The 20,213-nt window shown below is 67.7% G+C and carries 22 protein-coding genes; 14 read left to right on the forward strand and 8 right to left on the reverse strand.

The window, feature by feature from the left end; translation table 11 throughout:
* Both PK98_RS17390 and PK98_RS09625 read left to right on the forward strand, forming a co-directional pair.
* On the forward strand, nucleotides 1–336 hold a 336-nt coding region (locus PK98_RS17390; protein WP_235425478.1), incomplete at its 5' end, for a hypothetical protein.
* Between the two features lie 168 nt (nucleotides 337–504).
* Nucleotides 505–2,325: an ABCB family ABC transporter ATP-binding protein/permease gene (locus PK98_RS09625; RefSeq protein ID WP_039096652.1), complete on the forward strand. Its 1,821-nt coding sequence runs from the start codon at nucleotides 505–507 to the stop codon at nucleotides 2,323–2,325.
* Between the two features lie 30 nt (nucleotides 2,326–2,355).
* Here PK98_RS09625 and PK98_RS09630 read toward each other — a convergent pair whose 3' ends face one another.
* On the reverse strand, nucleotides 2,356–3,657 hold the full coding sequence (locus tag PK98_RS09630) for a NupC/NupG family nucleoside CNT transporter (RefSeq protein WP_039096658.1): 1,302 nt from the start codon (nucleotides 3,655–3,657) through the stop codon (nucleotides 2,356–2,358).
* Between the two features lie 99 nt (nucleotides 3,658–3,756).
* Here PK98_RS09630 and PK98_RS09635 point away from each other — a divergent pair, with 99 nt between their 5' ends.
* A complete protein-coding gene (locus PK98_RS09635; RefSeq protein WP_081996179.1) occupies nucleotides 3,757–4,407 on the forward strand; it encodes a queuosine precursor transporter in 651 nt (216 codons plus the stop codon).
* Between the two features lie 18 nt (nucleotides 4,408–4,425).
* Here PK98_RS09635 and PK98_RS09640 read toward each other — a convergent pair whose 3' ends face one another.
* Both PK98_RS09640 and PK98_RS09645 read right to left on the reverse strand, forming a co-directional pair.
* Nucleotides 4,426–5,670 carry an ABC transporter permease gene (locus tag PK98_RS09640; protein WP_039096659.1) on the reverse strand — a complete coding sequence of 415 codons (1,245 nt, stop codon included), beginning with the start codon at nucleotides 5,668–5,670 and terminating at the stop codon, nucleotides 4,426–4,428.
* Nucleotides 5,670–6,356, reverse strand: coding sequence for an ABC transporter ATP-binding protein (locus PK98_RS09645; RefSeq protein ID WP_039097489.1), 687 nt, complete (start codon nucleotides 6,354–6,356; stop codon nucleotides 5,670–5,672). The genes PK98_RS09640 and PK98_RS09645 overlap by 1 nt, the downstream gene beginning before the upstream one ends.
* Before the next feature lie 202 nt (nucleotides 6,357–6,558).
* Between PK98_RS09645 and PK98_RS09650 the strand changes: the two genes are divergently transcribed.
* From PK98_RS09650 to PK98_RS09665, 4 genes are all read left to right on the forward strand, one after another.
* Complete coding sequence (locus tag PK98_RS09650) at nucleotides 6,559–7,050, forward strand: DUF3299 domain-containing protein (RefSeq protein WP_052208469.1); 492 nt, start codon at nucleotides 6,559–6,561, stop codon at nucleotides 7,048–7,050.
* Between the two features lie 2 nt (nucleotides 7,051–7,052).
* Nucleotides 7,053–7,346: a hypothetical protein gene (locus PK98_RS09655; protein ID WP_039096660.1), complete on the forward strand. Its 294-nt coding sequence runs from the start codon at nucleotides 7,053–7,055 to the stop codon at nucleotides 7,344–7,346.
* 279 nt (nucleotides 7,347–7,625) lie between these two features.
* Nucleotides 7,626–8,663, forward strand: coding sequence for a Ppx/GppA phosphatase family protein (locus PK98_RS09660; protein ID WP_407637618.1), 1,038 nt, complete (start codon nucleotides 7,626–7,628; stop codon nucleotides 8,661–8,663).
* Between the two features lie 7 nt (nucleotides 8,664–8,670).
* A complete protein-coding gene (locus tag PK98_RS09665; RefSeq protein WP_039096661.1) occupies nucleotides 8,671–9,336 on the forward strand; it encodes an RlmE family RNA methyltransferase in 666 nt (221 codons plus the stop codon).
* A 57-nt stretch (nucleotides 9,337–9,393) separates the two neighbouring features.
* Here the strand turns inward: PK98_RS09665 and PK98_RS09670 are convergent, their stop codons facing one another.
* Nucleotides 9,394–10,068 carry a c-type cytochrome gene (locus PK98_RS09670; RefSeq protein ID WP_052208470.1) on the reverse strand — a complete coding sequence of 225 codons (675 nt, stop codon included), beginning with the start codon at nucleotides 10,066–10,068 and terminating at the stop codon, nucleotides 9,394–9,396.
* A 139-nt stretch (nucleotides 10,069–10,207) separates the two neighbouring features.
* On the opposite strand from PK98_RS09670, the gene PK98_RS09675 reads away from it, so the two are divergent.
* Genes PK98_RS09675 through PK98_RS09685 form a run of 3 tightly spaced genes read left to right on the forward strand, consistent with a single transcriptional unit; the run spans nucleotide 10,208 to nucleotide 12,126 of the window.
* The gene (locus PK98_RS09675; protein ID WP_039096664.1) at nucleotides 10,208–11,116 is read left to right on the forward strand and encodes a prephenate dehydratase; all 909 of its coding nucleotides are present in this window, start codon (nucleotides 10,208–10,210) and stop codon (nucleotides 11,114–11,116) included.
* A 3-nt stretch (nucleotides 11,117–11,119) separates the two neighbouring features.
* The gene (locus PK98_RS09680; RefSeq protein WP_039096666.1) at nucleotides 11,120–11,605 is read left to right on the forward strand and encodes a GNAT family N-acetyltransferase; all 486 of its coding nucleotides are present in this window, start codon (nucleotides 11,120–11,122) and stop codon (nucleotides 11,603–11,605) included.
* A complete protein-coding gene (locus PK98_RS09685; protein WP_039096667.1) occupies nucleotides 11,602–12,126 on the forward strand; it encodes a GNAT family N-acetyltransferase in 525 nt (174 codons plus the stop codon). Before PK98_RS09680 ends, PK98_RS09685 begins: the two co-directional genes overlap by 4 nt.
* Nucleotides 12,127–12,159: 33 nt before the next feature.
* On the opposite strand, the gene PK98_RS09690 is transcribed toward PK98_RS09685, so the two are convergent.
* Nucleotides 12,160–12,531: a hypothetical protein gene (locus PK98_RS09690; protein WP_039096668.1), complete on the reverse strand. Its 372-nt coding sequence runs from the start codon at nucleotides 12,529–12,531 to the stop codon at nucleotides 12,160–12,162.
* 110 nt (nucleotides 12,532–12,641) lie between these two features.
* Between PK98_RS09690 and PK98_RS16000 the strand changes: the two genes are divergently transcribed.
* On the forward strand, nucleotides 12,642–13,154 hold the full coding sequence (locus PK98_RS16000; RefSeq protein ID WP_052208472.1) for a hypothetical protein: 513 nt from the start codon (nucleotides 12,642–12,644) through the stop codon (nucleotides 13,152–13,154).
* A 32-nt stretch (nucleotides 13,155–13,186) separates the two neighbouring features.
* On the opposite strand, the gene PK98_RS09700 is transcribed toward PK98_RS16000, so the two are convergent.
* Entirely contained in the window at nucleotides 13,187–14,941 is a 1,755-nt protein-coding gene (locus PK98_RS09700) for a monovalent cation:proton antiporter-2 (CPA2) family protein (RefSeq protein ID WP_039097494.1), read from the reverse strand.
* Between the two features lie 131 nt (nucleotides 14,942–15,072).
* Between PK98_RS09700 and ispG the strand changes: the two genes are divergently transcribed.
* Nucleotides 15,073–16,299, forward strand: coding sequence for a flavodoxin-dependent (E)-4-hydroxy-3-methylbut-2-enyl-diphosphate synthase (gene ispG / locus PK98_RS09705; RefSeq protein WP_081996180.1), 1,227 nt, complete (start codon nucleotides 15,073–15,075; stop codon nucleotides 16,297–16,299).
* Nucleotides 16,300–16,310: 11 nt separating this feature from the next.
* Nucleotides 16,311–17,228, forward strand: a complete 918-nt coding sequence (locus PK98_RS09710; protein ID WP_039096669.1) for a histone deacetylase family protein — start codon at nucleotides 16,311–16,313, stop codon at nucleotides 17,226–17,228.
* Here the strand turns inward: PK98_RS09710 and PK98_RS09715 are convergent.
* Nucleotides 17,207–17,716: a hypothetical protein gene (locus PK98_RS09715; protein ID WP_200885021.1), complete on the reverse strand. Its 510-nt coding sequence runs from the start codon at nucleotides 17,714–17,716 to the stop codon at nucleotides 17,207–17,209. The genes PK98_RS09710 and PK98_RS09715 overlap by 22 nt on opposite strands.
* A 113-nt stretch (nucleotides 17,717–17,829) precedes the next feature.
* Here PK98_RS09715 and PK98_RS09720 point away from each other — a divergent pair, with 113 nt between their 5' ends.
* Nucleotides 17,830–18,447 (forward strand): murein L,D-transpeptidase catalytic domain-containing protein, encoded by a 618-nt coding sequence (locus tag PK98_RS09720; RefSeq protein ID WP_235425479.1) that lies wholly within the window; start codon nucleotides 17,830–17,832, stop codon nucleotides 18,445–18,447.
* A 96-nt stretch (nucleotides 18,448–18,543) separates the two neighbouring features.
* Here PK98_RS09720 and PK98_RS09725 read toward each other — a convergent pair whose 3' ends face one another.
* Nucleotides 18,544–19,950 (reverse strand): L,D-transpeptidase scaffold domain-containing protein, encoded by a 1,407-nt coding sequence (locus PK98_RS09725; protein WP_052208474.1) that lies wholly within the window; start codon nucleotides 19,948–19,950, stop codon nucleotides 18,544–18,546.
* Nucleotides 19,951–20,213: the final 263 nt, after the last annotated feature.

Raw genomic sequence — 20,213 nt, forward strand, 5'->3', positions numbered from 1 at the left:
TCAAACGTAATGGATACGAATGAACATGCTCAAGATCCCGATGCCCGTGGTGAGCACCAGAACCCGGCAACGACCTGGTTACTGCCAACCGGAGCCTTAAAACCCCCGGCAGCAGGCGCCGTCGCCCACATGTCCCTTCATCAAAATCAACAATGTCAAAGAACCACCAAATACCTTGCAGCGAACAACCATCCTACCCGATCTTCACCGAGTGTCAGATTGTCCGTCCAAGTTGGCGACCAACTGTTCGGCGCCGGTCAAAACCGGCAGCGCCCCGTCGGTGAAACGGCATATATGGGGCAGGTCCGGACCGGTCAACGGCCTTCTGCAATTTAATTGTAATGATGTGGCAAAATGCAGGAAAACTGCCATTTTGCGGCTGCCTGATCCTGCCGGGTCCGGCCACCGGGCAGGCGATGATGTCGAGAATCGAGCCGTCTAGGTGATTCTTCGTGCTGCCCTTGCGCTTTCCACCTGCTCGACCGCTCCCCACATCCGGCTGCAATGAACCAGCCATCCCCCGAGACACGTCGCGCCGACCCGGCCGACTGGCGCACCGTGCGCCGCTTCCTGCCGTATCTCTGGCCCGCCGGCCGCCCCGACCTGCGCTGGCGCATCATCGGGGCGGGTGTGTTCGTCATCATGGCCAAGGCGATCGTGCTCGCCCTGCCCTTCGCCTATGCCGGTGCAGTCGATGCGATGTCGGCCGACAGCGCCGAACCCGGCCTGTGGGTCGCCCTCGGCCTGGTGGTGGCTTACGCCGCCGGGCGCCTGGCCTCGATCGCCTTCGACAATATCCGCAACGTGATCTTCGAACGTGTCGGCCAGGATGCCGTCCGGGACCTGACACAGGACGTATTCGCCCGGCTCCATGCCTTGTCCCTGCGCTTCCACCTGTCCCGCCGGACAGGCGAAGTCACCAAGGTGGTCGAACGCGGGACCAAGTCCATCAACTCGATGGTCTTCTTCCTGCTGTTCAACATCGCGCCGACGATCGTGGAACTGCTGGTGGTCAGCGTGATCTTCTACACGAAGTTCGGCGTGGGCATGGTGGTCGCCACCGCGATCACCGTGGTCACCTATATCTGGCTGACCCGCATCGTCACCGAATGGCGCACCACCCTGCGTGCCCGGATGAACGAGCTGGACGGGCTGGCGCTGTCGCGCGCGGTCGATTCGCTGCTGAACTACGAGACGGTGAAATATTTCGGCGCCGAGGATCGCGAGCGAGAGCGCTTCGGCTCGGCAACGCAGCAATATGCCGAGGCCGCGATAAAGAGCGAGAATTCGCTGGCGCTGCTCAACATCCTGCAGGCAGGCGTCACCAACCTGATGATGGCCGGCGCCATGGCATGGACGGTCTATGGCTGGAGCCGCGGCGCGCTGTCGGTCGGCGATCTGGTGCTGGTGAATACCTATCTGCTGCAGCTCTTCCGCCCGCTGGACGTACTGGGCTGGGTCTATCGCACGATCCGACAGGGGCTGATCGACATGGCGCAGATGTTCCGCCTGATCGACACGCCGGTGGAGGTCGCCGACCTGCCCGGCGCCCCGGCCCTGCTGGTGCGGCGGCCGACCGTGGTGTTCGACAATGTCCGGTTCGGCTACGATCCGGACCGCGAGATCCTCCACGGCCTCAGCTTCGAGGTACCGGCAGGCGCGCAGGTGGCGATCGTCGGCCCGTCCGGTGCGGGCAAGTCCACCATCGGCCGCCTGCTGTTCCGCTTCTACGATCCGTCATCCGGCCGCATCCTGATCGACGGGCAGGATATCCGGCATGTCACGCAAGCCTCCCTGCGCCAGCGGATCGGCATCGTCCCGCAGGACAGCGTGCTGTTCAACGACACGATCGGCTACAACATCGCCTATGGCCGCAGCGGCGCCTCGGATGCGGAGGTCATGGACGCGGCGCGGGGTGCGGCGATCGACCGGTTCATCGCCGGCTTGCCGCAGGGGCTCGACACCGAAGTGGGCGAGCGTGGCCTGAAGCTCTCCGGCGGGGAGAAGCAGCGCGTTGCGATCGCCCGCACCCTGCTGAAGGATCCGCCGATCCTGCTGCTGGACGAGGCGACGAGCGCGCTGGACACGCGCACGGAACAGGCGATCCTGGCCACCCTGCGCAATGTGTCGGCCGACCGGACCAGCATTGCCATCGCACACCGGCTGTCCACCATCGCTGATGCCGACATCATCAACGTGCTGCATGAAGGGCGGCTGGAGGAGCAGGGTACGCATGCGCAATTGCTGCGGCATGACGGCCTGTACGCCGATATGTGGCAACGTCAGGCGGCAGAGGCGATCGAGCCGGTGCTGGCGGCGGAGTAGCGCCGCCGGGCGCCGCCCGCCATGCACAGGTCAGCTGATGAACAGCCCCGCAAGCGCCGCGCTCATCAGGTTGGCCAGCGATCCCGCCGCCAGCGCACGCAGCCCCATCCGGGCAATCAGCGGCCGCTGGTTGGGGGCCAGCCCGCCGGTCACCGCCATCTGGATCGCGATGGAGCTGAAATTGGCAAAGCCGCACAGGCTGAAGATGGCGATCGCCCGGCTGCGGTCGCTCAGCGCGCCCGGCGCCATGTCCTGCAGCGCGCTGAAGGCGATGAATTCGTTCAGCACGATCTTGGTGCCGAACAGCCCGCCGGCGATCTGCGCCTCCTGCCAGGGGATGCCGAGCAGGAACATGACGGGCGCGAACAGCGTGCCCAGCAGGCTCTGGAAGGTCACGTCGGCATAGCCCAGCAGGCTGGCGGCCCACCCGACCAGTCCATTCAGCAGCGCGGTCAGCGCCACGAACGCCAGCACCATGGCGCCCACCGCCACCGCCAGCTTCACGCCGGTCTGCGCGCCTTGTGCCGCGGCCTCGATGATGTTGGCGGCCTTGTGGTCCTCCACCCGCGCTGCCTTGACCTCGTGCGGGGTGTCGCCTTCGGTGATCGCCGCCGGTCCTTCGGCGCTGACGCGGCCGCGCGGCAGGACCACGTCCTGCACCAGATGCGCGGGCGTGCCTTCGTCCGGCATCATGATCTTGGCCATCAGGATGCCGCCGGGCGCGGCCATAACCGCGCCTGCCAGCAGGAACGGCAGATAGGCATCGCCCAGCAGGCCGGCATAGGCCGCCAGGATCGTGCCGGCGACGCCCGCCATGCCCACGCTCATCAGGGTGAACAGGCCGGACGGGGCCATGCCTGCCAGATAGGGGCGGACCACCAGCGGGCTTTCCGACTGGCCGACGAAGATGTTGGCCGCCGCGGCCAGCGCCTCGACCTGGGTGATGCCGGTGACCCACCCGATCGCCCCGCCGACCCAGCGCACCACCAGCTGCATGATCCCGATGTGGTAGAGGATGGAAACCAGTGCGGCGAAGAACACGATCACCGGCAGCGCGCCAAGGGCGAAGGTGTTGGCCAGCGGATTGTCCCGCCCGAACAGGAAGGCGGTGCCCTCTCCGGCATAGGCCAGCAGCCGCGATACCGCACCCGCCGCTCCGGCAATGGCGGCCCTGCCCCACGGCGTATACAGCACCAGGAACGCGATCACCGCCTGCAGCGCGAAGGCAGGTCCGACCACGCGCAGACGGATCGCCCGCCGGTTGGTGGACAGGACCAGTGCGATCATCAGGATCACGACGATCCCGACAAGGTTGATCAGGATGGAAGGCATCGGCCCCGCTTCTGCTGCCTTGGAAAGCGCCCTCTTCCCCGATCGGGCGGCGCGGGTCCACACTTTCCTTTTCAGGCGCGCTGACGGATAGGGACGGGGATGAAGCCGATCGACACCATGCCGCCCGCATCGATTCCCCTGCCGCTGTTCGCCATGGCACTGCTCTACGGGGGCATGACCTGCATCGCTGGGGTGCTGGGTTCGAAACAGATCGCGCTTGGCCCGCTGGCGGTGGAGGCGGGCATCCTGCCCTTCCTGTTGCTGGTCGCGATCTCGAGCGCGGTGACCCGGGTCTATGGCCGCGCGGCCGGCAGCCAGCTGGTGCGCTTCGGCTTCATCCCGCTCGCCACGGCCATCGCGCTGACCTGGGTCGTCATCCAGCTGCCCACCGACGCCGGCATGTACGAGCCTGCGAAGGAAGCCTTTCCCATCGTGCTGGGGCAGAGCGCCCGGCTGATGGTCGCCGGCATCATCGCCTATGGTGTATCGATGACGCTGAACGTGGTGCTGTTCGCCCGCCTGGCGGCGCGCACCGGCCGGTTCGGGCTGGTGGCGGGCGCGGTGGCCGCGGTGGTCAGCCAGGTCGTGGACACGCTGATCTTCATCACCGTCGCGTTCTATGGCGTGCGCCCGATCGGCGCGCTGATCGCCGGGCAGGCGCTGGCCAAGGTGGTGCTGTCGCTGGCGCTGGTGCCGCTGCTGATCGGCCTGTTCGTGACTCTCGCCCGCCGGTTCGACACGGCGCGCTGAACCGCGGGCGCGCCGGAGCTAGCGCGCCCGCGCCAGCGTCACCGCCAGATCGGTCCGCGCCACGCGGGCCGCAGGGATCAGCGCCGCCAGCAGGGCGATGCCCAGCACCGCCGCCACGATCGCCAGCTCGCCGGGGTGCAGCACGGAGGCGCTGATGCCCACCTCGCGCAGCGTGTCGAACGATCCGATTGCCAGCGCCAGCACGCCATGGCCCACCGCCAGACCGACCGCGCAGCCGGCCACCGCGATCAGCAGCGCCTCGATCACGATCGTGCCGAACAGCTGCGCCCGGCTCGCCCCCATGACCCGCAGCAGCGCCAGTTCGCCTTCGCGCGCATTGGCCGCCTGCAGCAGCGCGACAAAGATCGACAGCCCGCCTGTTGCTGCCAGCAGCCAGGCGAAGATGCGCGCACCATCCACACCTGCCCCCAGCAGCCCGAGCAGCCGCGCTGTCTCGACCGCGGGCACCGCCGCCTGCAGATCGGTCTGGCGATTGATGATGCCGGGCACGCTGACCGCACCGAAGGCGCTGCGGTACTTCACCAGAACCGCGGTGATCTCCGGCGCCATGCCGCTCTGGCCGCCATGGGCCTCGTGGCTCTCCTCGTCGGCATGATCCTCATGCGCGTCATGCGTGGCTTCTTCCTCATGCTGGATGCCGTGCGCGTCCCACACAGACGGCACATCCACCAGCACCAGCCGGTCGATCACCGTACCGGTCGGCTGCAGGATACCCACTGCCATGAAGGGCGCGTGCGCATGCTCGGTGCCGCCGGCTGACAGGCCGTGGCTGCCCACGAAGCGCTGTCCCAGGCCCATGCCCGTCGCTCGCGCAACCTCCGCCCCGATCACCGCCTCCTGATGATCGGCAAACATCCGCCCTTCCGCGATCCCGGCGCCGTACAGCTCGGCATAGGCGGGCTCCGTGCCGACGATCCGGAAACCCTGGAACTGGTCCCCCAGCGCCAGCGGTATCGCCTGCGCCACCGCCCGGTTGCCACGCAGCAAGGCCAGGCTTTCCAGCGGAATGTTCCCGGTTGGCGCATCCACCTGATACAGGCTCGACAGGATCAGCTGCAGCGGCGAACCCTTGGCACCGACCACCAGCTCGACCCCGGCGGCATCCCGTTCGAACCGGTTGCCGATCTGGCTGGAGAACAGCAGCAGGATCGCCAGCGTCGCCACGGCCAGCGCCAGCAGCAGGACGTTCAGCAGCGTGGTCAGCGCGCGATCGCGCAGATAGGCAACAGCCAGCCCGAACATCACGCCACCTCCTGCACGATCGGCGCCAGCACCAGCGCATGGGGGATATGGGCCTTCAGCCGCGCGTCATGGGTGGCGATCAGCAGCGTGGAGCCATGCGCATCGGCGGTGCCGACCAGCAGGCGGGCGATCCGCTCCGCATTGCCATCGTCCAGTGCGGATGTGGGCTCGTCCGCGATCAGCAGGTCCGGCCGGCCGACCAGCGCCCGGGCTACGGCGGCACGCTGCGCCTCCCCCTGGCTCAGGGCACGCGGACGCGCATGGGCCCGATGGCCCAGTCCCACCTCGTCCAGCAAGCGGCCGATCTCCGCATCGTCCCGCTCACGCCCGGCCAGCCGCTGCGCCAGCCGCAGATTGGCGGTGACGGATAACGCCTCCACCAGGCGCAGGGTCTGGAAGATGATGCCGATCCGCCGGCGGCGCAGATCGTCACGCACGCCGGGCAGGCCCGCCATCGTCTCGCCCGCAATCCGGATGGTGCCATGCTGCACCGTCAGCAGGCCGGCGATCAGGTTGATCAGCGTGGTCTTGCCGCTGCCGGACGGTCCCAGCAGCAGGCTGTGCTGGCCCCTGGTGGCAGCAAAGGAGAAATCATGCAGCACCGTGGCACTGCCGTAATCGTGCCGCAGGAACGCTATTTCCAGCACCGGTCCGGCAACTAGCGGGGCCTCGGCACCATCAGCCATGCGCATGGCCCGTCATAGCTGTGTCAGCGTCGATCATCTGTTTTCCCGTTCAGCGAACCGTCAGCACGATGTGACATTATCACCACCATTGCAACGGTGCATCAGCCTGAGCCGGGCAGAAAGATTGACTTATTGTTGGCCACAAGGCAGTTTTGTAGTCGAAACAGGCTGCCATATGGCACAAACCAGCAGAGTTTTCATCATGAGACTGTCTCTTGCCATCGGCTTTGTCGCCCTTGCCCTCGGTTCGGCCATCGCGCCGGCCCAGGCGCAGCGAAGCCCTGCCCTGCGCCCGTCCGAATCGGTGTGGCAGCCCGCGCGCACACCGCCCGGCGGCACATCATGGGCGCTGCTGGAATCCACGGAGGAGGACCAGCGGACCTCCGGTGGGGTGATCTACAGCAAGCCGAAATTTCCGCAGTCCGTGCGCGCCCTCGGGGGTCGCCGGATCAAGGTTGCGGGCTACATGATGCCGCTGCAGAACAGCGCCAGGCAGACCCATTTCGTGCTGCTGGCCTATCCGCCCGACTGCCCGTTCCACCTGAACCCGGCACCCGACCAGTTCATCGAAGTGCGCACCGGCGGTCCGGTCGCGGTCAAGAACGGTGTCGCCACCTTCGAAGGCACGCTGGTCCTGACGGGGCAGGATGAAAGCGGCGTGTTCTACCAGATGACCAACGCACGGGAGGTCTGACGATGCGCGCAACCTTGTCCACCTTGGCCCTGTCTGCCCTGGCCCTGACCACCGCCCTTGCTGGCCCGGCAGCCATCGCCTGCGACATGCATGGCTCGGCCGACAACTTCTTTCTCGCCTATATCGACTTCCGCGACATGACGGAGGCGGAGCAGCGCGCGGCGGAGCAGCGGGCGATCGACCAGTTCCATGCGCAGCAGCTGGAAACCGCCAAGGCGCGCTTCACACGCCGGTTCACGCCCGACCCGATGCCGGAGCCGGATCGGTCCGCGGTGTCGAGCCCGCAGGCACTCTGATCCCGCTGGCAGGACGGCGGGCCAGCTTGGCCATACCCTCCTGCCCTTGCTCCCACCCCATCCATTCGCTAGCCTTCCTGTCAGGTGCCGATCGCGGTCGGCAAGAACGATAAGGCGAATGACATAATGGCGGATACTTCTCCGCCGGCAGTGCAGCACGGGGGGTCGGCGCGGGCGGAGGCCGGGCCCCGGACGGGAGACAGGGGCAGCGGTCGTCACCGGCCTGCCGCTCATCTGCGCACCGCCGGATCTGACAGCGAAATGGATGGAGGCGAGCTGATGTCCGCCGCAGCGGAGCTGCCCCGTCAGGAGGGCGCGCGGCAGGCCTATGCCGCGATCGACCTCGGCACCAACAATTGCCGTCTGCTGATCGCCCGGCCACAAGGCGAGAACTTCACCGTCATCGATGCCTTCAGCCGCGTGGTGCGGCTGGGCGAGGGTCTTGCCCAGAGTGGCCAGCTGAGCGAGGCCGCGATGGACCGTGCCGTCGCCGCGCTGCGCATCTGCGCCGAGAAGCTGCGCCGCCGCAACGTCCACCTCGCCCGCTCGGTCGCCACCGAAGCCTGTCGCCGAGCCACCAACGGCGCGGCCTTCATCGAGCGGGTCCGTCAGGAGACCGGCATCCTGCTCGACATCATCTCCGCCCAGGAAGAGGCGCGGCTGGCCGTGCTGGGGTGCCACATCCTGCTGGAAAGCGGGATCGGCCCCGCGGTGATCTTCGACATCGGTGGCGGATCGACCGAACTGGTCCTGATCGAACCCGGCGCGCCGGTGCCGCGCATCGTCGACTGGCAGAGCGTGCCCTGGGGTGTCGTCTCGCTGACGGAGACCATGGGGGCGGAGCCGGATGGCACGCCGGCGCTGCTGGAACGCTATGCGGCCATGCGCGGCATGGTGGCGGACAGCTTTGCCGATTTCGCGCAGCGCATCGCCGTCCATCGCACGCCCGACCTGCGCCTGCTGGGCACCAGCGGCACCGTGACCACGCTGGCCAGCCTGCATCTCGCCCTGCCGCAGTATGACCGGCGCGCCGTGGACGGGCTGGTCGTGCCCAGCGCCGCCATGCGCCAGATCACCACGCGGCTGTCGGGCATGAGCCCGGCCGAGCGGCGCACCCTGCCATGCATCGGCAGCGATCGGGCCGATCTGGTCGTGGCCGGTTGCGCCATCCTGGATGCCATTCTCGACATCTGGCCGGCGCCGCGACTGGGCGTGGCCGATCGCGGTATCCGCGAAGGCATCCTGCGATCCCTGATGTCGGCCGATGTCGAAGGATCGATGGCGCAGGCGGCATTGCGCCGCATCGGGCGCAGGTGAGGACAATATGAGCAGATCCGGACAGGACGCGGACCGCCGCGTGAAGACCGCGCGCGGGCGCACGGCATCGTCGGTCCGCTGGCTGGAGCGCCAGCTGAACGACCCTTACGTCAAGCAGGCCAAGGCGGAAGGCTATCGCAGCCGCGCCGCCTACAAGCTGATCGAACTGGACGAGAAGTTCCCGCTGCTGAAAGGCGCCCGGCGCGTGGTCGACCTTGGCATCGCGCCCGGCGGCTGGAGCCAGGTGGTGCGCAAGGTCTCGCCCCGTGCGGCGATCGTCGGCATCGACCTGCTGGAGGTGGAGCCGATCGAGGGCGTCACCATCCTGCAGATGGACTTCATGGCGGATGCGGCACCCGCCGCGCTGATGGCGGCGCTGGACGGACCGCCCGATCTGGTCCTGTCGGACATGGCGGCCAACACGGTTGGCCACCGCCAGACCGATCACCTGCGCACGATGGGCCTGGTAGAGACTGCTGCCGATTTCGCGATCAGCGTGCTGGCGCCGGACGGCGCCTTTGTCGCCAAGGTGCTGGCTGGCGGCACCGATGCGGAGCTGCTCACCTTGCTGAAGCGCCATTTCCGCACCGTCAAACATGCCAAGCCGCCCGCCAGCCGCAAGGGCAGCTCCGAATGGTATGTGATCGCGCAGGGATTCAAGGGGCAAGACTGATACGAAACGGCCCGCATCACTGATGCGGGCCGCCTGATCCTGACTTCATGCAACCGGTCAGTTGCGGCCGATATTGTCACTCCCGTCGTCCGACGGTTCCTCGGACGCCACCGCACCGGCAGCGGCGGGGCTGTCGGCAGGTGGCGCACCGGCATTGGCGTCGTCCGGCTGCGCATCCTCTGCCGGCGCCTCTTCCGTGGCTGCGGCAGGCGTGGGCAGCGGCGGCCCGCCGCCATTTTCGTACAGGTAGCGGATCACGTTGGCGCGATCTTCCGCCTTGGACAGGCCTGCGAAGCTCATCTTGGTGCCGCTGGCGAAGGCGCGCGGAGAGGCGAGCCATTCGTTCATCGCCTCGTAGGTCCACTCGCCGCCATTGCCCGACAGATCGCTGGAATAGGCGAAGCCCGCCGCATGCTTGCCGATCGGCTTGCCCAGCACGGCCCACAGATTGGGGCCGATCTGGTTGGGGCCACCCTGCGCGATCGTGTGGCACGCGGTGCACTTGGCAAAGACCGCCTCGCCGGCTTCCGGCGTCGCCGTGGCCAGCAGAGTGGCCAGATCCGGCCCCTCTTCGCCGCCTTCCTCTTCCGCGCCTTCGATCACATAGCCCAGCTTCTCGGGGCGTTCAGGGTGGTCGGCCCGAAAATACAGGGCGCTGACAACCGACAGGCCCAGCGCCACGATCCCGGCAAACAAGACCCACCCAAAGATGGTATTCAGTCGATCAGTCATCCGGTCCTGGCCCAAACAGTTTCATGCCGGTCTAATTACCCGGCGCCGCCCACGCAAGACCGGTACGGCATATGGGGTCATTTGCCTCATCCGCCTTTGCACTTGTCCGGCGCAGCACCTGCCATTAGCGCGCCGATCCATGGAAAGTTTCGCCGCCCCGGCACTCGCCCTTGTCGATCAGATGACCCGCGCCGCCGCCGGGGAGCCCGGCCGCGCCATCGCCTTCCAGGGCGCACCCGGCGCCAATTCGCACAAGGCGGCGATCGAATGGGATCCCGGCTGCCTGCCGCTGCCCTGCTTCTCGTTCGAGGATGCGCTGGAGGCGGTCTCCAGCGGGCGTGCGGCCAGCGCCATCATCCCGATCGAGAACAGCCAGCACGGGCGGGTGGCCGATATCCACTTCCTGCTGCCGGGCAGCGGCCTCGCCATCGTGGCCGAACACTTCATGGTGGTGCACCATGCCTTGCTCGCCACCGGCCCCGGCCCCTTCACCGCCGCCTACAGCCACCCGCAGGCGCTGGGCCAGACGCGCCGCTACCTGCGGGATCGCGGCATCGTGCCGCTGAGCCATGCCGATACGGCGGGTGCCGCAGCCTTCGTCGCCGAACAGCGCGATCCCGCGATCGCCGCAGTCGCGCCGGCGCTCGCGGCGGACCTGTACGGCCTGCAGGTGATTGCCGACCGGATTGAGGATGCGTCCGACAACATGACCCGCTTCGTCGTGCTGGCGGCCGAACAGCCCGACCCGGCGACGCTGACGCCCGATGCACTGGCCGGCGCCACCGCCATGACAACCTTCGTGTTCCAGGTCCGCAACGTGCCCGCCGCGCTGTACAAGGCGCTGGGCGCGTTCGCCACCAACGGGGTCAACATCACCAAGCTGGAAAGCTACCAGGAAGGCGCCAGCTTTTCCGCCACCATGTTCTTTGCCGACATCATCGGTGCCCCGGGCGACCCGGCGGTGGACCGTGCGCTGGAGGAGCTCGCCTTCCATGCGCGGGAACTGCGCATCCTGGGCAGTTACCGCCAGGCGCGCGTGCGCGGCTGAGCGGTGCAGCCCGCCTCCCTCCCCACCTATCGCATCGTGCCCGATGATCTGACGGGCGAGCCGGTCACCACCCTGCTGCGGTTCCACCTGGACGAGATGCATCGCTGGTCCCCATCCGGGTCGGTCCACGCCATGCCTGTCGAGCGGCTGCGCCACCCCGATGTCGCCTTCTACAGCGCGTGGGATGGCGAGGCGCTCGCCGCCGTGGGCGCACTGCGGCAACTGGATGCTGCCCGTGGCGAGCTGAAGTCGATGCGCGCCAACCCGGCGTGGCGCGGACGCGGCGCCGGGCAGGCACTCCTGCTGCACCTAGTGGCCGAGGCACGCGGACGCGGCCTCACCTGGCTGGGGCTGGAGACCGGCCGCACCGAACCGTTCCATCCGGCGGTGGCGCTATACCGCAAGCACGGCTTCGTCTCGTGCCCGCCGTTCGCCGGCTATGTTGCCGACGAGTTCTCCCAATGCCTGGAACTGGTGCTGCCCGCATGACAGATCTCCGCCGCGCCATCCCCGCCGACGCCGCCGCGCTGGCGGCCTTTGCCGGCAAGGCCTTCGATGCCGCCTTTGCGCATCTCTACCCCCCGGCCGATCTCGCGCAGTTTCATGCCGAGAGCCGCTCCGTCGGCAAGTATGCCGCCGCCCTCGCCGACCCCGACACGCGTGTCGCGCTGGTGGAGGATGGGGGCGAGATCCTCGCTTATGCGCTGATCATCATGGGCGGCCACTTCCCCGATCGCCCGGCACCGCAACCGCAGCGGCCCGTGCTGCTGAGCCAGCTCTACTGCGCCGGGCACACGACCAGCCAAGGCCTGGGCGCCCGTCTGCTCGACTGGAGCGTAAGCGAGGCGGAAGGCTGGGGTGCCGATGCCATCCAGCTGTCGGTCTATAGCGGCAATCACGGCGCGCAGGCCTTCTACCGCCGGCACGGCTTCACGCATGTCGGCGACACCCACTTCTGGGTCGGCCAGACCTGCGACGACGAGTTCCTGTACGAGCGGGCGCTGGGCTAGACGGTTGGGTGCGTTTGGGTGGAATGCGGACATCTACTCGGTGCAGTTGATCGGCGAGCAGTATACCTCGAAGGAGAGGTTGTAGAGGTCCAATGACGCGACGTCAGGCCCGAAAGCATAGCCTTCTAGAAGATGTAGCCTGCCCTCGTTCATGAAGAGAACAAACCCAAATCCATGTTCTACACCCGCCACATGGGCATGTGTTGAGTGCCCGAGAACGTCCGGCGCATCGACCGGTGGAACATCACTCGGCACGGCTATGTCGGTGAAGAAACCGTGCTCGGTATCGACCCGCTTCGTAACGGTGGCGCGAGTAAGTTGACGCCTAAGCCCCGGTGCCAGCGTTGGAGTTTCTGCGAAGATGGTTCCAAGCACGGCCGTCTCGAGTTCGGTGAAGCTGCTCATCGCGAGGATCGTAGCAGGAATTCGTGACGTCTGCTTCTGGGGCGGAAGCCGCCACCATTCCGCCCATAACCATTTTCCTACATCCGCCCCGCGCGCCTACGCCCTCGCGCATGAGCAACCGCCGCAACTCGACCAAACGCCCCCGCCACAAGCCATGGGCGCCTTATCTCAAGCTGCCCGCCTTCCTGCCTGTGCCGCTGCGCACCCGCAAGGATGGCTGGACGCCGGCGCGGCAGGCCCGTTTCATCGCGCTGCTGGCGGAAACCGCCTGTGTGCGGAAGGCCGCACAGCTGCTCGGCCTCACCCGCGAGTCGGCCTATCGCCTGCGCAAGCATCCCGGTGCCGGCTCCTTCAGGGCCGCATGGGACACCGCGGTGCGGGGAAAACAGCAGCCCCGCTGGAAGTTCACACCGGCGGAGGCACACCAGCTGGCGCTCGCCGGGCCGTTCCACATCGCGCTGCATCGCGGCCGGGCACGCACCATCTGGCGAAAACCGGATGATTCCAGGCTGTTGAGCGCGGTGCACCGGCTCGACCGCGTGCTCGGCGCGGGCCTGCCCGGCTGGCTGGATGACCCGTTCGCCTGGCTCGACGTGCGGCGACAAATCCGCCGTTCGGTGTAACCCCCTTGCGCATCCGCAGCCGTGCCGTGCGATTACTTCCCGCTTTCGGTGATGATCAGGTCCATCGCTCCGGCGGCGCGGATGTCGCCCGCTTCCAGCTGCAATTGCAGCCGCTTGCGGTCCATCTTGCGATAGGACGCCTCCGCCTGGTCGATCTCCTCGTTGCCCAGGCCCAGCTTGGCCAGTGCCAGGCGCGCCATGATGATGGCGGAGCCGAGCACCTCGCGCACCACCGCCGCCGTGGGGTGACCATGCAGGCGGATCACGCTGCGCCGGTCGAATGCGCGGACATAGATCGCGGCCTGCGGGAAGGCGTCATGCACCGCATCGATCAGGTCGGGCGTGGCCTGGTCGTCGTCGATGCAGAACAGGATCAGCTGCACCTCCTCGGCTCCGGCCTGCCGCAGCAGATCCAGCCGGGTGCCGTCCCCGAAATAGACGGTGGCGCCGAATTCCTTGGCGACGTCGATGATCTCCACATCGGTGTCGATCAGCGTGACCGTCACCCCGCCCGCCAGCAGGGTCTGCGCCACCGTCTGGCCGAACCGGCCATAGCCGACGACCAGCGCACCGGCCGCTGCCTGCCCGCCGGGGCCATCCCGCTCGTCCAGGGCCTTGGGCTCCTCGGCGAAGCGGCGCATGACCTGCATCAGGAACGGGGTCGTCGCCATGGACAGCGTCACGATCGCGCCGAACAGGCTGGCCGCTTCCGGCGTGATCAGCAGCGCGCTGGTCGCCTGCGCGAACAGCACGAAGCCGAACTCGCCGCCCTGGCTCAGCAGCAGGCCCAATCCCACCGCGGCACGCCAGGTCATGCGGAAGCCCAGGCCCAGTACCGTGATGACCCCGGCCTTCACCGCGACCAGACCGACGGCCATGCCGACCACGAACAACGGCCGTTCGGCGATGGCGCCAAGGTCCAGCATCATGCCGACGGAGATGAAGAACAGGCCCAGCAGGATGGAGCGGAACGGCTCCACGCTGTTCTCCAGCTCGTGGCGATAGGGCGTGTCGGCCAGCATGACGCCCGCGATGAAGGCGCCCAGTGCGGTGGACAGGCCCAGTGCCTCCATTACGGCCGCGCTGGCCACCACCGTGAACAGCCCGGCGACGACGAACATCTCGCGCTCGCCCAAGCCGGCGATCAGGCGGAACATGGGGCGGATCAGAAACCGCCCGGCCAGGATCAGGCCGACGATTGCCGCCAGCGTCATCAGGATCAGCTGCCAGCCTGGCGGGCCGCCCTGGTCTGCCGGATTGCGGCTCAGCGCCGCGACGATCGTGATCAGCGGGATGATCGACAGGTCCTGAAACAGCAGCACGGCGAAGGCCCGCTCCCCGCTGGGGGTGCGCAGCCGCCCGGAGCTTTGCAGCATGGGCAACACCTGCGCGGTGGAGCTGAGGCCCAGCGGCAGGCCCAGCGCCAGCGCGGCTGGCCACGAGATGCCGGTGACCAGCCCGATCAGCAGCGCCAGTGCCAGCCCGCAGACCAGCACCTGCAGCAGGCCCAGACCGAAGATCTCGTTCCGCATCCGCCACAGCCGGCCGGGGTTCAGTTCCAGCCCGACGATGAACAGCAGCATGACGATGCCCAGTTCGGCGAAGCTGTTGATCGCCTCCGCCTCGCCCGCCCAGCCCAGCACCTGCGGCCCGACCGCGACGCCGGCGATCAGGTAGCCCAGCGTGGCACCCAGCCCGGCCCTGCGGAACAGCAGCACGAAGCCGAGGGCGAAGCCCAGCAGGATCAGCCCTTCGCGCAGCATCATGCCGCCGCCATGCGCTTCCATTGTCTGTTCCCCGCGTCCCTTGATGTCCCACGGGCCGTTTTGCCGATGAATGAACATAAGGCAATGCGGCAGAGCCCACGCATGGCGCGAATGCCTTGGACCCGTCATCCACAATGCCTATAGAGGTTCCCATGTCCTCCGTACGACCCTGGCGCGATATCGAGCGCCGCAAGAGCCGGCAGATCATGGTCGGCCGCGTGCCCGTGGGCGGCGACGCCCCGATCAGCGTCCAGACCATGACCAACACGCCCACCACCGATGTGGCCGCCACGATCGACCAGATCCGTCGCTGCGAGGAGGCCGGGGCGGATATCGTCCGTGTGTCGTGCCCCGACACCGATTCCGCCCGCGCCTTCCGCGAGATCGTGCGCGGATCCAACGTGCCGCTCGTCGCCGACATCCACTTCCACTACAAGCGGGCGCTGGAAGCGGCGGATGCGGGCGCGGCCTGCCTGCGGATCAACCCCGGCAATATCGGCGGTGCGGAGCGGGTGGGCGAGGTCGTCCGCGCGGCCAAGGCCAATGGCTGCTCCATCCGCATCGGCGTCAATGCCGGATCGCTGGAACGGCACCTGCTGGAGAAGTACGCGGAGCCCTGCCCGGAGGCGCTGGTGGAATCCGCGCTGGACCATATCAAGCTGCTGCAGGACCACGACTTCCACGAATACAAGGTGGCGGTGAAGGCGTCGGACGTGTTCCTGGCGGTCGCCGCCTACATGGCGCTGGCCGACGCGGTCGACTGCCCGTTGCACCTGGGCATCACCGAAGCCGGTGGCCTGATCGGCGGCACGGTGAAGAGCTCGGTCGGCATGGGCAACCTGCTGTGGGCCGGGATCGGCGACACGATCCGCGTCAGCCTCTCGGCCGAGCCTGAGCAGGAAGTGCGCGTCGGGTTCGAGATGCTGAAGACGCTGGGCCTGCGCACCCGCGGCGTGCGCGTCGTCAGCTGCCCGTCCTGCGCACGGCAGGGCTTCGACGTGATCCGCACCGTCACCGCGCTGGAGGAACGGCTGTCGCACATCAAGACGCCGCTCAGCCTGTCCGTGCTGGGCTGCGTCGTAAACGGACCGGGCGAGGCGCGGGAGACCGATATCGGCATCACCGGCGGTGGCGCGGGCAAGCACATGGTCTACCTGTCCGGCCTCACCAGCCACACGGTCGACAGCGATGCCATGCTGGACCACATCGTGCAGCTGGTGGAGAACAAGGCGGCCGAGATCGAGGCCGAGGCAAGCGATGCCGGCCAGTCGTCGAACGTCCCGGCCGAGGTGCTGCCCGGCGGTGCGATGCCGGGTGCCTCTCTGACCGCGGACGCGGTCGCCGACGCGCTGGCCACGCCGCGCGAGGCGGCGGAGTAGCGCCGGCGGCCTTGCTACACGTCGTTCATCATGTCGACTACATGGCCCCTGCGCCGACGCGGGGGACGTTCCGGTTCGACAAATACAAGGCGGTGATGGTCGCCCTGCGCGAATCCGGTCATCCGATCACCGAACACGCGCCCCAGCCCATGCCCCGCGCCTGGCTGGAGGCAGTGCATGATCCGGCCTATGTGGCGGAGGTGTTTGCCGCTGCCGTGCCGGCGATCAAGGAACGGCGCATCGGCTTCCCGGTAACGCCCCACATCGCCAGCCGTGGTGCGCATACCAGCGGCGGTACCTGGCTGGCGGCGCAGCTCGCCCGGCGGCACGGCTATGCCGCGAACAGCGCCGCTGGCAGCCATCATGCGCTGCACGACACGGGTGCCGGCTATTGCGTGTTCAACGATCTGGCCGTCACCGCCAACCGCCTGCTGGCCGAAGGCGACGCACAGCGCGTACTGATCGTCGATCTCGACGTGCACCAGGGGGACGGCACCGCCAGCCTCATGGCGGGCCGCGACGACGTGTTCACCCTTTCGTTCCATGCCGAGAAGAACTTCCCCGCCCGCAAGGCCCGCTCGACGCTGGACGTGCCCCTGCCTGACGGGGTGGAGGACGCAGCCTATCTCGCCACTCTGGCGCAGGTGCTGCCCGCGGTGCTGGACGAGTTCGCGCCGGACATCGTGCTCTACCAGGCCGGCGTCGATCCCCATCGGGACGACCGGCTGGGTCGACTGGCTCTCAGCGATGAAGGCCTGCAGGCGCGCGATCGCTATGTGCTAGCGCAGGCGCGGGGGCGCGGCCTGCCGGTCGCCAGCGCACTGGGCGGTGGCTACGGTCCGGATCCGATGGTGATCGGCCAGCGCCACGCCCGCACCATGCTGGCGATGGCGCAGGAGAATGCGCGCTATCCTGCCTTGGCCATGTAGATGTCGATGTAGTCGGTCAGACCGTCGCACCACTCGAACTCGCGCAGGCGCCAGTAGGGGCGGTTCTGCGTCACCGCAAAATGCCACAGCTTGTCCGCGCTGCATTGCCGGCCGGCGTCGGGCGTGTCGGTGATGCGAATGGTGCCGTTCAGGACGAAATAGTCGGCCCCGATCTCCTCTACCGTGCCCGACACCGACATGCGCCCAGGCCCGTCGGGCTGGTCCTGCGCCGCGTCCAGCCGGATCGTCCCGTTCTCCTCCACCACGCGCACCACGCCGCGTGTGTCCCAGCCGATCCATTGCAGCGTGGCGCCATCGGCCGCCAGCAACCGGTCGGCGGCCGCGCGATCAAGGATGCGGGTCGGCATGAGCGGCGCCTGGGGCGCCATTGCCTCTGCCGGCAATTGCGCCGATGCCGCTGGTGGCAATGCCGCAGTGCTGCATGCGCCAAGAGGCAGCAGGAACAGCATGTTCGTCCATCTCATCATCGACTCTCCTCTCCCGCCTCCAACGCATATCGCGGCGGAATGCCTCCCGTCCGGGACGCCCTGTTCACCCCGCGGCTAGACTCCGGCTGCTATCGCAGGGCATGGTCGCACATGTGGATCGACGGGGACTACTGACCGGGGCGCTGGCCGCCGCCGCCGCCGGCGTGGCAGCGTTGCCGGCGCGTGTCTTCGCGCAGGCGAGCAGCGCCAGCCCGCGCGATATCGCCATCCTGGATATTGCTCGGCGGGAGGTGGAGCGTGCCGGCGCCGTGCTGTGGCGGCGCGACATCGCCGGCATCGCGGATTTTGCGGTCCATTCCGCCGTGCCGCGTTTTCACTTCGCCAATCTGGAGAATGGCACGGTACGGTCGTTCCGCGTCTGCCACGGCACCGGCTCAGACCCGGAGCACGACGGCTACCTCAACTATTATTCGGATATCGAAGGGTCCAACTGCACCAGCCGCGGTGCCTATGTGACCTGGGAGTGGTACAAGGGCCGTTATGGCACCTCCATCCGCCTCGGCGGGCTGGACCCCACCAACCTCAATGCCCTGCCCCGGGCCATCGTGATGCACCCGGCGCAATATGCCACGGCCGATCACGTCGCCAGCTATGGCCGGATGGGTCGGTCGAATGGCTGCTTCGCCATGGACCCGAACGATTTCAATGAAGCACTGTGGAACCTGTCGGGCGGCCGCCTGCTCTTCGCGGACAGCCTCGGCATCAGCTGAGGCGCTCCGGAAGATAGGCGATATTACCTAGGCTCGCCTTTCGACAGCTTCGGGACGGGCGGATGTCGTGCATGGACGACATCCGCCCCGCCTGCCTCAGGTCGTCTGCAGGTCATCCTCGATCACGATCAATTCCTCGTCCGTGACCCGGTCCCGCTGCTGCACGCGCGGCGCCTTCAGCGCGGCCAGCACCGGGGCGTCACGACCGTAGATGTCGTTGAAGGTCCTGAGCTCGCCATCAATGTCGCGGGCCATGGTGAAGTAGGTGATGTAGACCGGCATGGAGCGGCTGACCGGAACACGGGTATATTCGCCCGACCGCGCGATCTCCACCGCTTCCTCCTTGCTGGCGCCCTGTCCCAGGATGGCGATGGTCATCGCCAGTTCCAGCGCCCGCTCCGTCCGGATGCAGCCATGGCTCAGCGCACGCTGCTCGTTGTTGAACAGGTTGCGGTTGGGCGTATCGTGCAGGAAGATGGCGTGCGGATTAGGCATGTCCAGCTTCATCATGCCCAGTGAATTGCCCGGCCCGGGTTGCTGCACCACCGTGATGAAGCCGTTGTCCGCCCGGGTGCCGCGATAGCCGTTGGCACGCGCCCAGCCGGGATTGCCAATCACCCGGTTGCCCAGCCCTTCACCGCGCACGATGGATTGCGGCACCGTCCAGGTCGGGTTGAAGATCACGCCTTCCACCGTTTCGGCCAGCTGCGGCGTAGCGGTACGGCCAGGCTTGCCCACGATCGTGCGATAGGACCGGATGATGCGGTTGTTCACCGTCATGCGCAGCTGGAACTCGGGCACGTTGGTCAGCAGGTACTGGCTGCCCAGGTCACGCGCCAGCCACCGCCAGCGGTCCATGTTGGCGCGGATCAGGTTACGCCGCGAGGTAGAGGCGCGCGGCGTCTCGGCCAGCGCATCCTTCAGCGCCTGATAGTCGGGATGCGTGGGAGCGAGCCCCTGCAGTGCTCCGGCAATGTCCCCGCTCGCCAGCGCCTGCTGCATCACCTGCCCGGTCGGCAGCAGGTCAGGGTCGGGATCGACCACGAACCATTGACGGCGCGCGTCCATCGGCGTGCGGCCGTCGCGCATATCCTCGACCAACCAGGTGAACGCCCGGCTCGCCTGCGCATCCAGCGCTGCACCTTCACCGGCGGCGATGGCGCTGCGCAAGGCTTCCGCCTGGTAGTCGGCCGGGTCCAGCCCCTCGGCACCGATCCCCTCGATCGCCTCCAGCAGCTTGCCCGCGGCGCTCGCGTTCCACTGCATGACCGCTGCATATTGCGGCGTCGGCGGCAGGGTCAGCGGCTGCACCACGCTGCCGTTGGTCGGCAAGGGAATGACGGTGGCATCGTTCCGGGCGTTGCGGGGCGGGGTCGTCTGCGACGTCGCCGCAGGGGGCAGCAGCGACTCCGGCGCGCGCTCCTGCGCGAAGACCGGCGCCACCAGCGCGAGCGCCAGTGCCGAACCCATCGCGGGGCGGAAGACCTTGGATGAAACGCGCATTGCCTTGTCCCTGTTCGTCAAATCGGAGAAAACCCTACATCAGTTCGCTTGCTGGCATGTGAATCCCGTGCCGGCAGCGGCCATTTATCGTCATCATCGCAGATCCCGCTCCATGTGGCGAGCCGCGCGTTGTTGCAACCGCGTTGCACTATCGCCGGGAATCGGTATTTTGGGTGCGACATATCGGAAGAACTGGCGTCCACCCGCGCCAGTTCCGCGTGGCGGCGCTTGACCTTGCGCCTGCGAACGCGCAACTGCCAGCC

The organism is Croceibacterium mercuriale (assembly GCF_000802385.1).
GTDB classification, from domain to species: Bacteria; Pseudomonadota; Alphaproteobacteria; order Sphingomonadales; family Sphingomonadaceae; genus Croceibacterium; species Croceibacterium mercuriale.

Bases quoted from the DNA above. Each gene is read 5' to 3' on its own strand.
- PK98_RS09630 (WP_039096658.1), bottom strand. From the start codon at position 3,657: ATGCCTTCCATCCTGATCAACCTTGTCGGGATCGTCGTGATCCTGATG.
- PK98_RS09675 (WP_039096664.1), top strand. From the start codon at position 10,208: ATGGAAAGTTTCGCCGCCCCGGCACTCGCCCTTGTCGATCAGATGACC.
- PK98_RS09635 (WP_081996179.1), top strand. From the start codon at position 3,757: ATGAAGCCGATCGACACCATGCCGCCCGCATCGATTCCCCTGCCGCTG.
- PK98_RS09625 (WP_039096652.1), top strand. From the start codon at position 505: ATGAACCAGCCATCCCCCGAGACACGTCGCGCCGACCCGGCCGACTGG.
- PK98_RS09715 (WP_200885021.1), bottom strand. From the start codon at position 17,716: ATGATGAGATGGACGAACATGCTGTTCCTGCTGCCTCTTGGCGCATGC.
- PK98_RS09685 (WP_039096667.1), top strand. From the start codon at position 11,602: ATGACAGATCTCCGCCGCGCCATCCCCGCCGACGCCGCCGCGCTGGCG.
- PK98_RS09690 (WP_039096668.1), bottom strand. From the start codon at position 12,531: ATGAGCAGCTTCACCGAACTCGAGACGGCCGTGCTTGGAACCATCTTC.
- PK98_RS09725 (WP_052208474.1), bottom strand. From the start codon at position 19,950: ATGCGCGTTTCATCCAAGGTCTTCCGCCCCGCGATGGGTTCGGCACTG.
- PK98_RS09655 (WP_039096660.1), top strand. From the start codon at position 7,053: ATGCGCGCAACCTTGTCCACCTTGGCCCTGTCTGCCCTGGCCCTGACC.
- PK98_RS09670 (WP_052208470.1), bottom strand. From the start codon at position 10,068: ATGACTGATCGACTGAATACCATCTTTGGGTGGGTCTTGTTTGCCGGG.
- PK98_RS09640 (WP_039096659.1), bottom strand. From the start codon at position 5,670: ATGTTCGGGCTGGCTGTTGCCTATCTGCGCGATCGCGCGCTGACCACG.
- ispG (WP_081996180.1), top strand. From the start codon at position 15,073: ATGTCCTCCGTACGACCCTGGCGCGATATCGAGCGCCGCAAGAGCCGG.
- PK98_RS09660 (WP_407637618.1), top strand. From the start codon at position 7,626: ATGTCCGCCGCAGCGGAGCTGCCCCGTCAGGAGGGCGCGCGGCAGGCC.
- PK98_RS09665 (WP_039096661.1), top strand. From the start codon at position 8,671: ATGAGCAGATCCGGACAGGACGCGGACCGCCGCGTGAAGACCGCGCGC.
- PK98_RS09650 (WP_052208469.1), top strand. From the start codon at position 6,559: ATGAGACTGTCTCTTGCCATCGGCTTTGTCGCCCTTGCCCTCGGTTCG.
- PK98_RS09645 (WP_039097489.1), bottom strand. From the start codon at position 6,356: ATGGCTGATGGTGCCGAGGCCCCGCTAGTTGCCGGACCGGTGCTGGAA.
- PK98_RS09700 (WP_039097494.1), bottom strand. From the start codon at position 14,941: ATGGAAGCGCATGGCGGCGGCATGATGCTGCGCGAAGGGCTGATCCTG.
- PK98_RS16000 (WP_052208472.1), top strand. From the start codon at position 12,642: ATGAGCAACCGCCGCAACTCGACCAAACGCCCCCGCCACAAGCCATGG.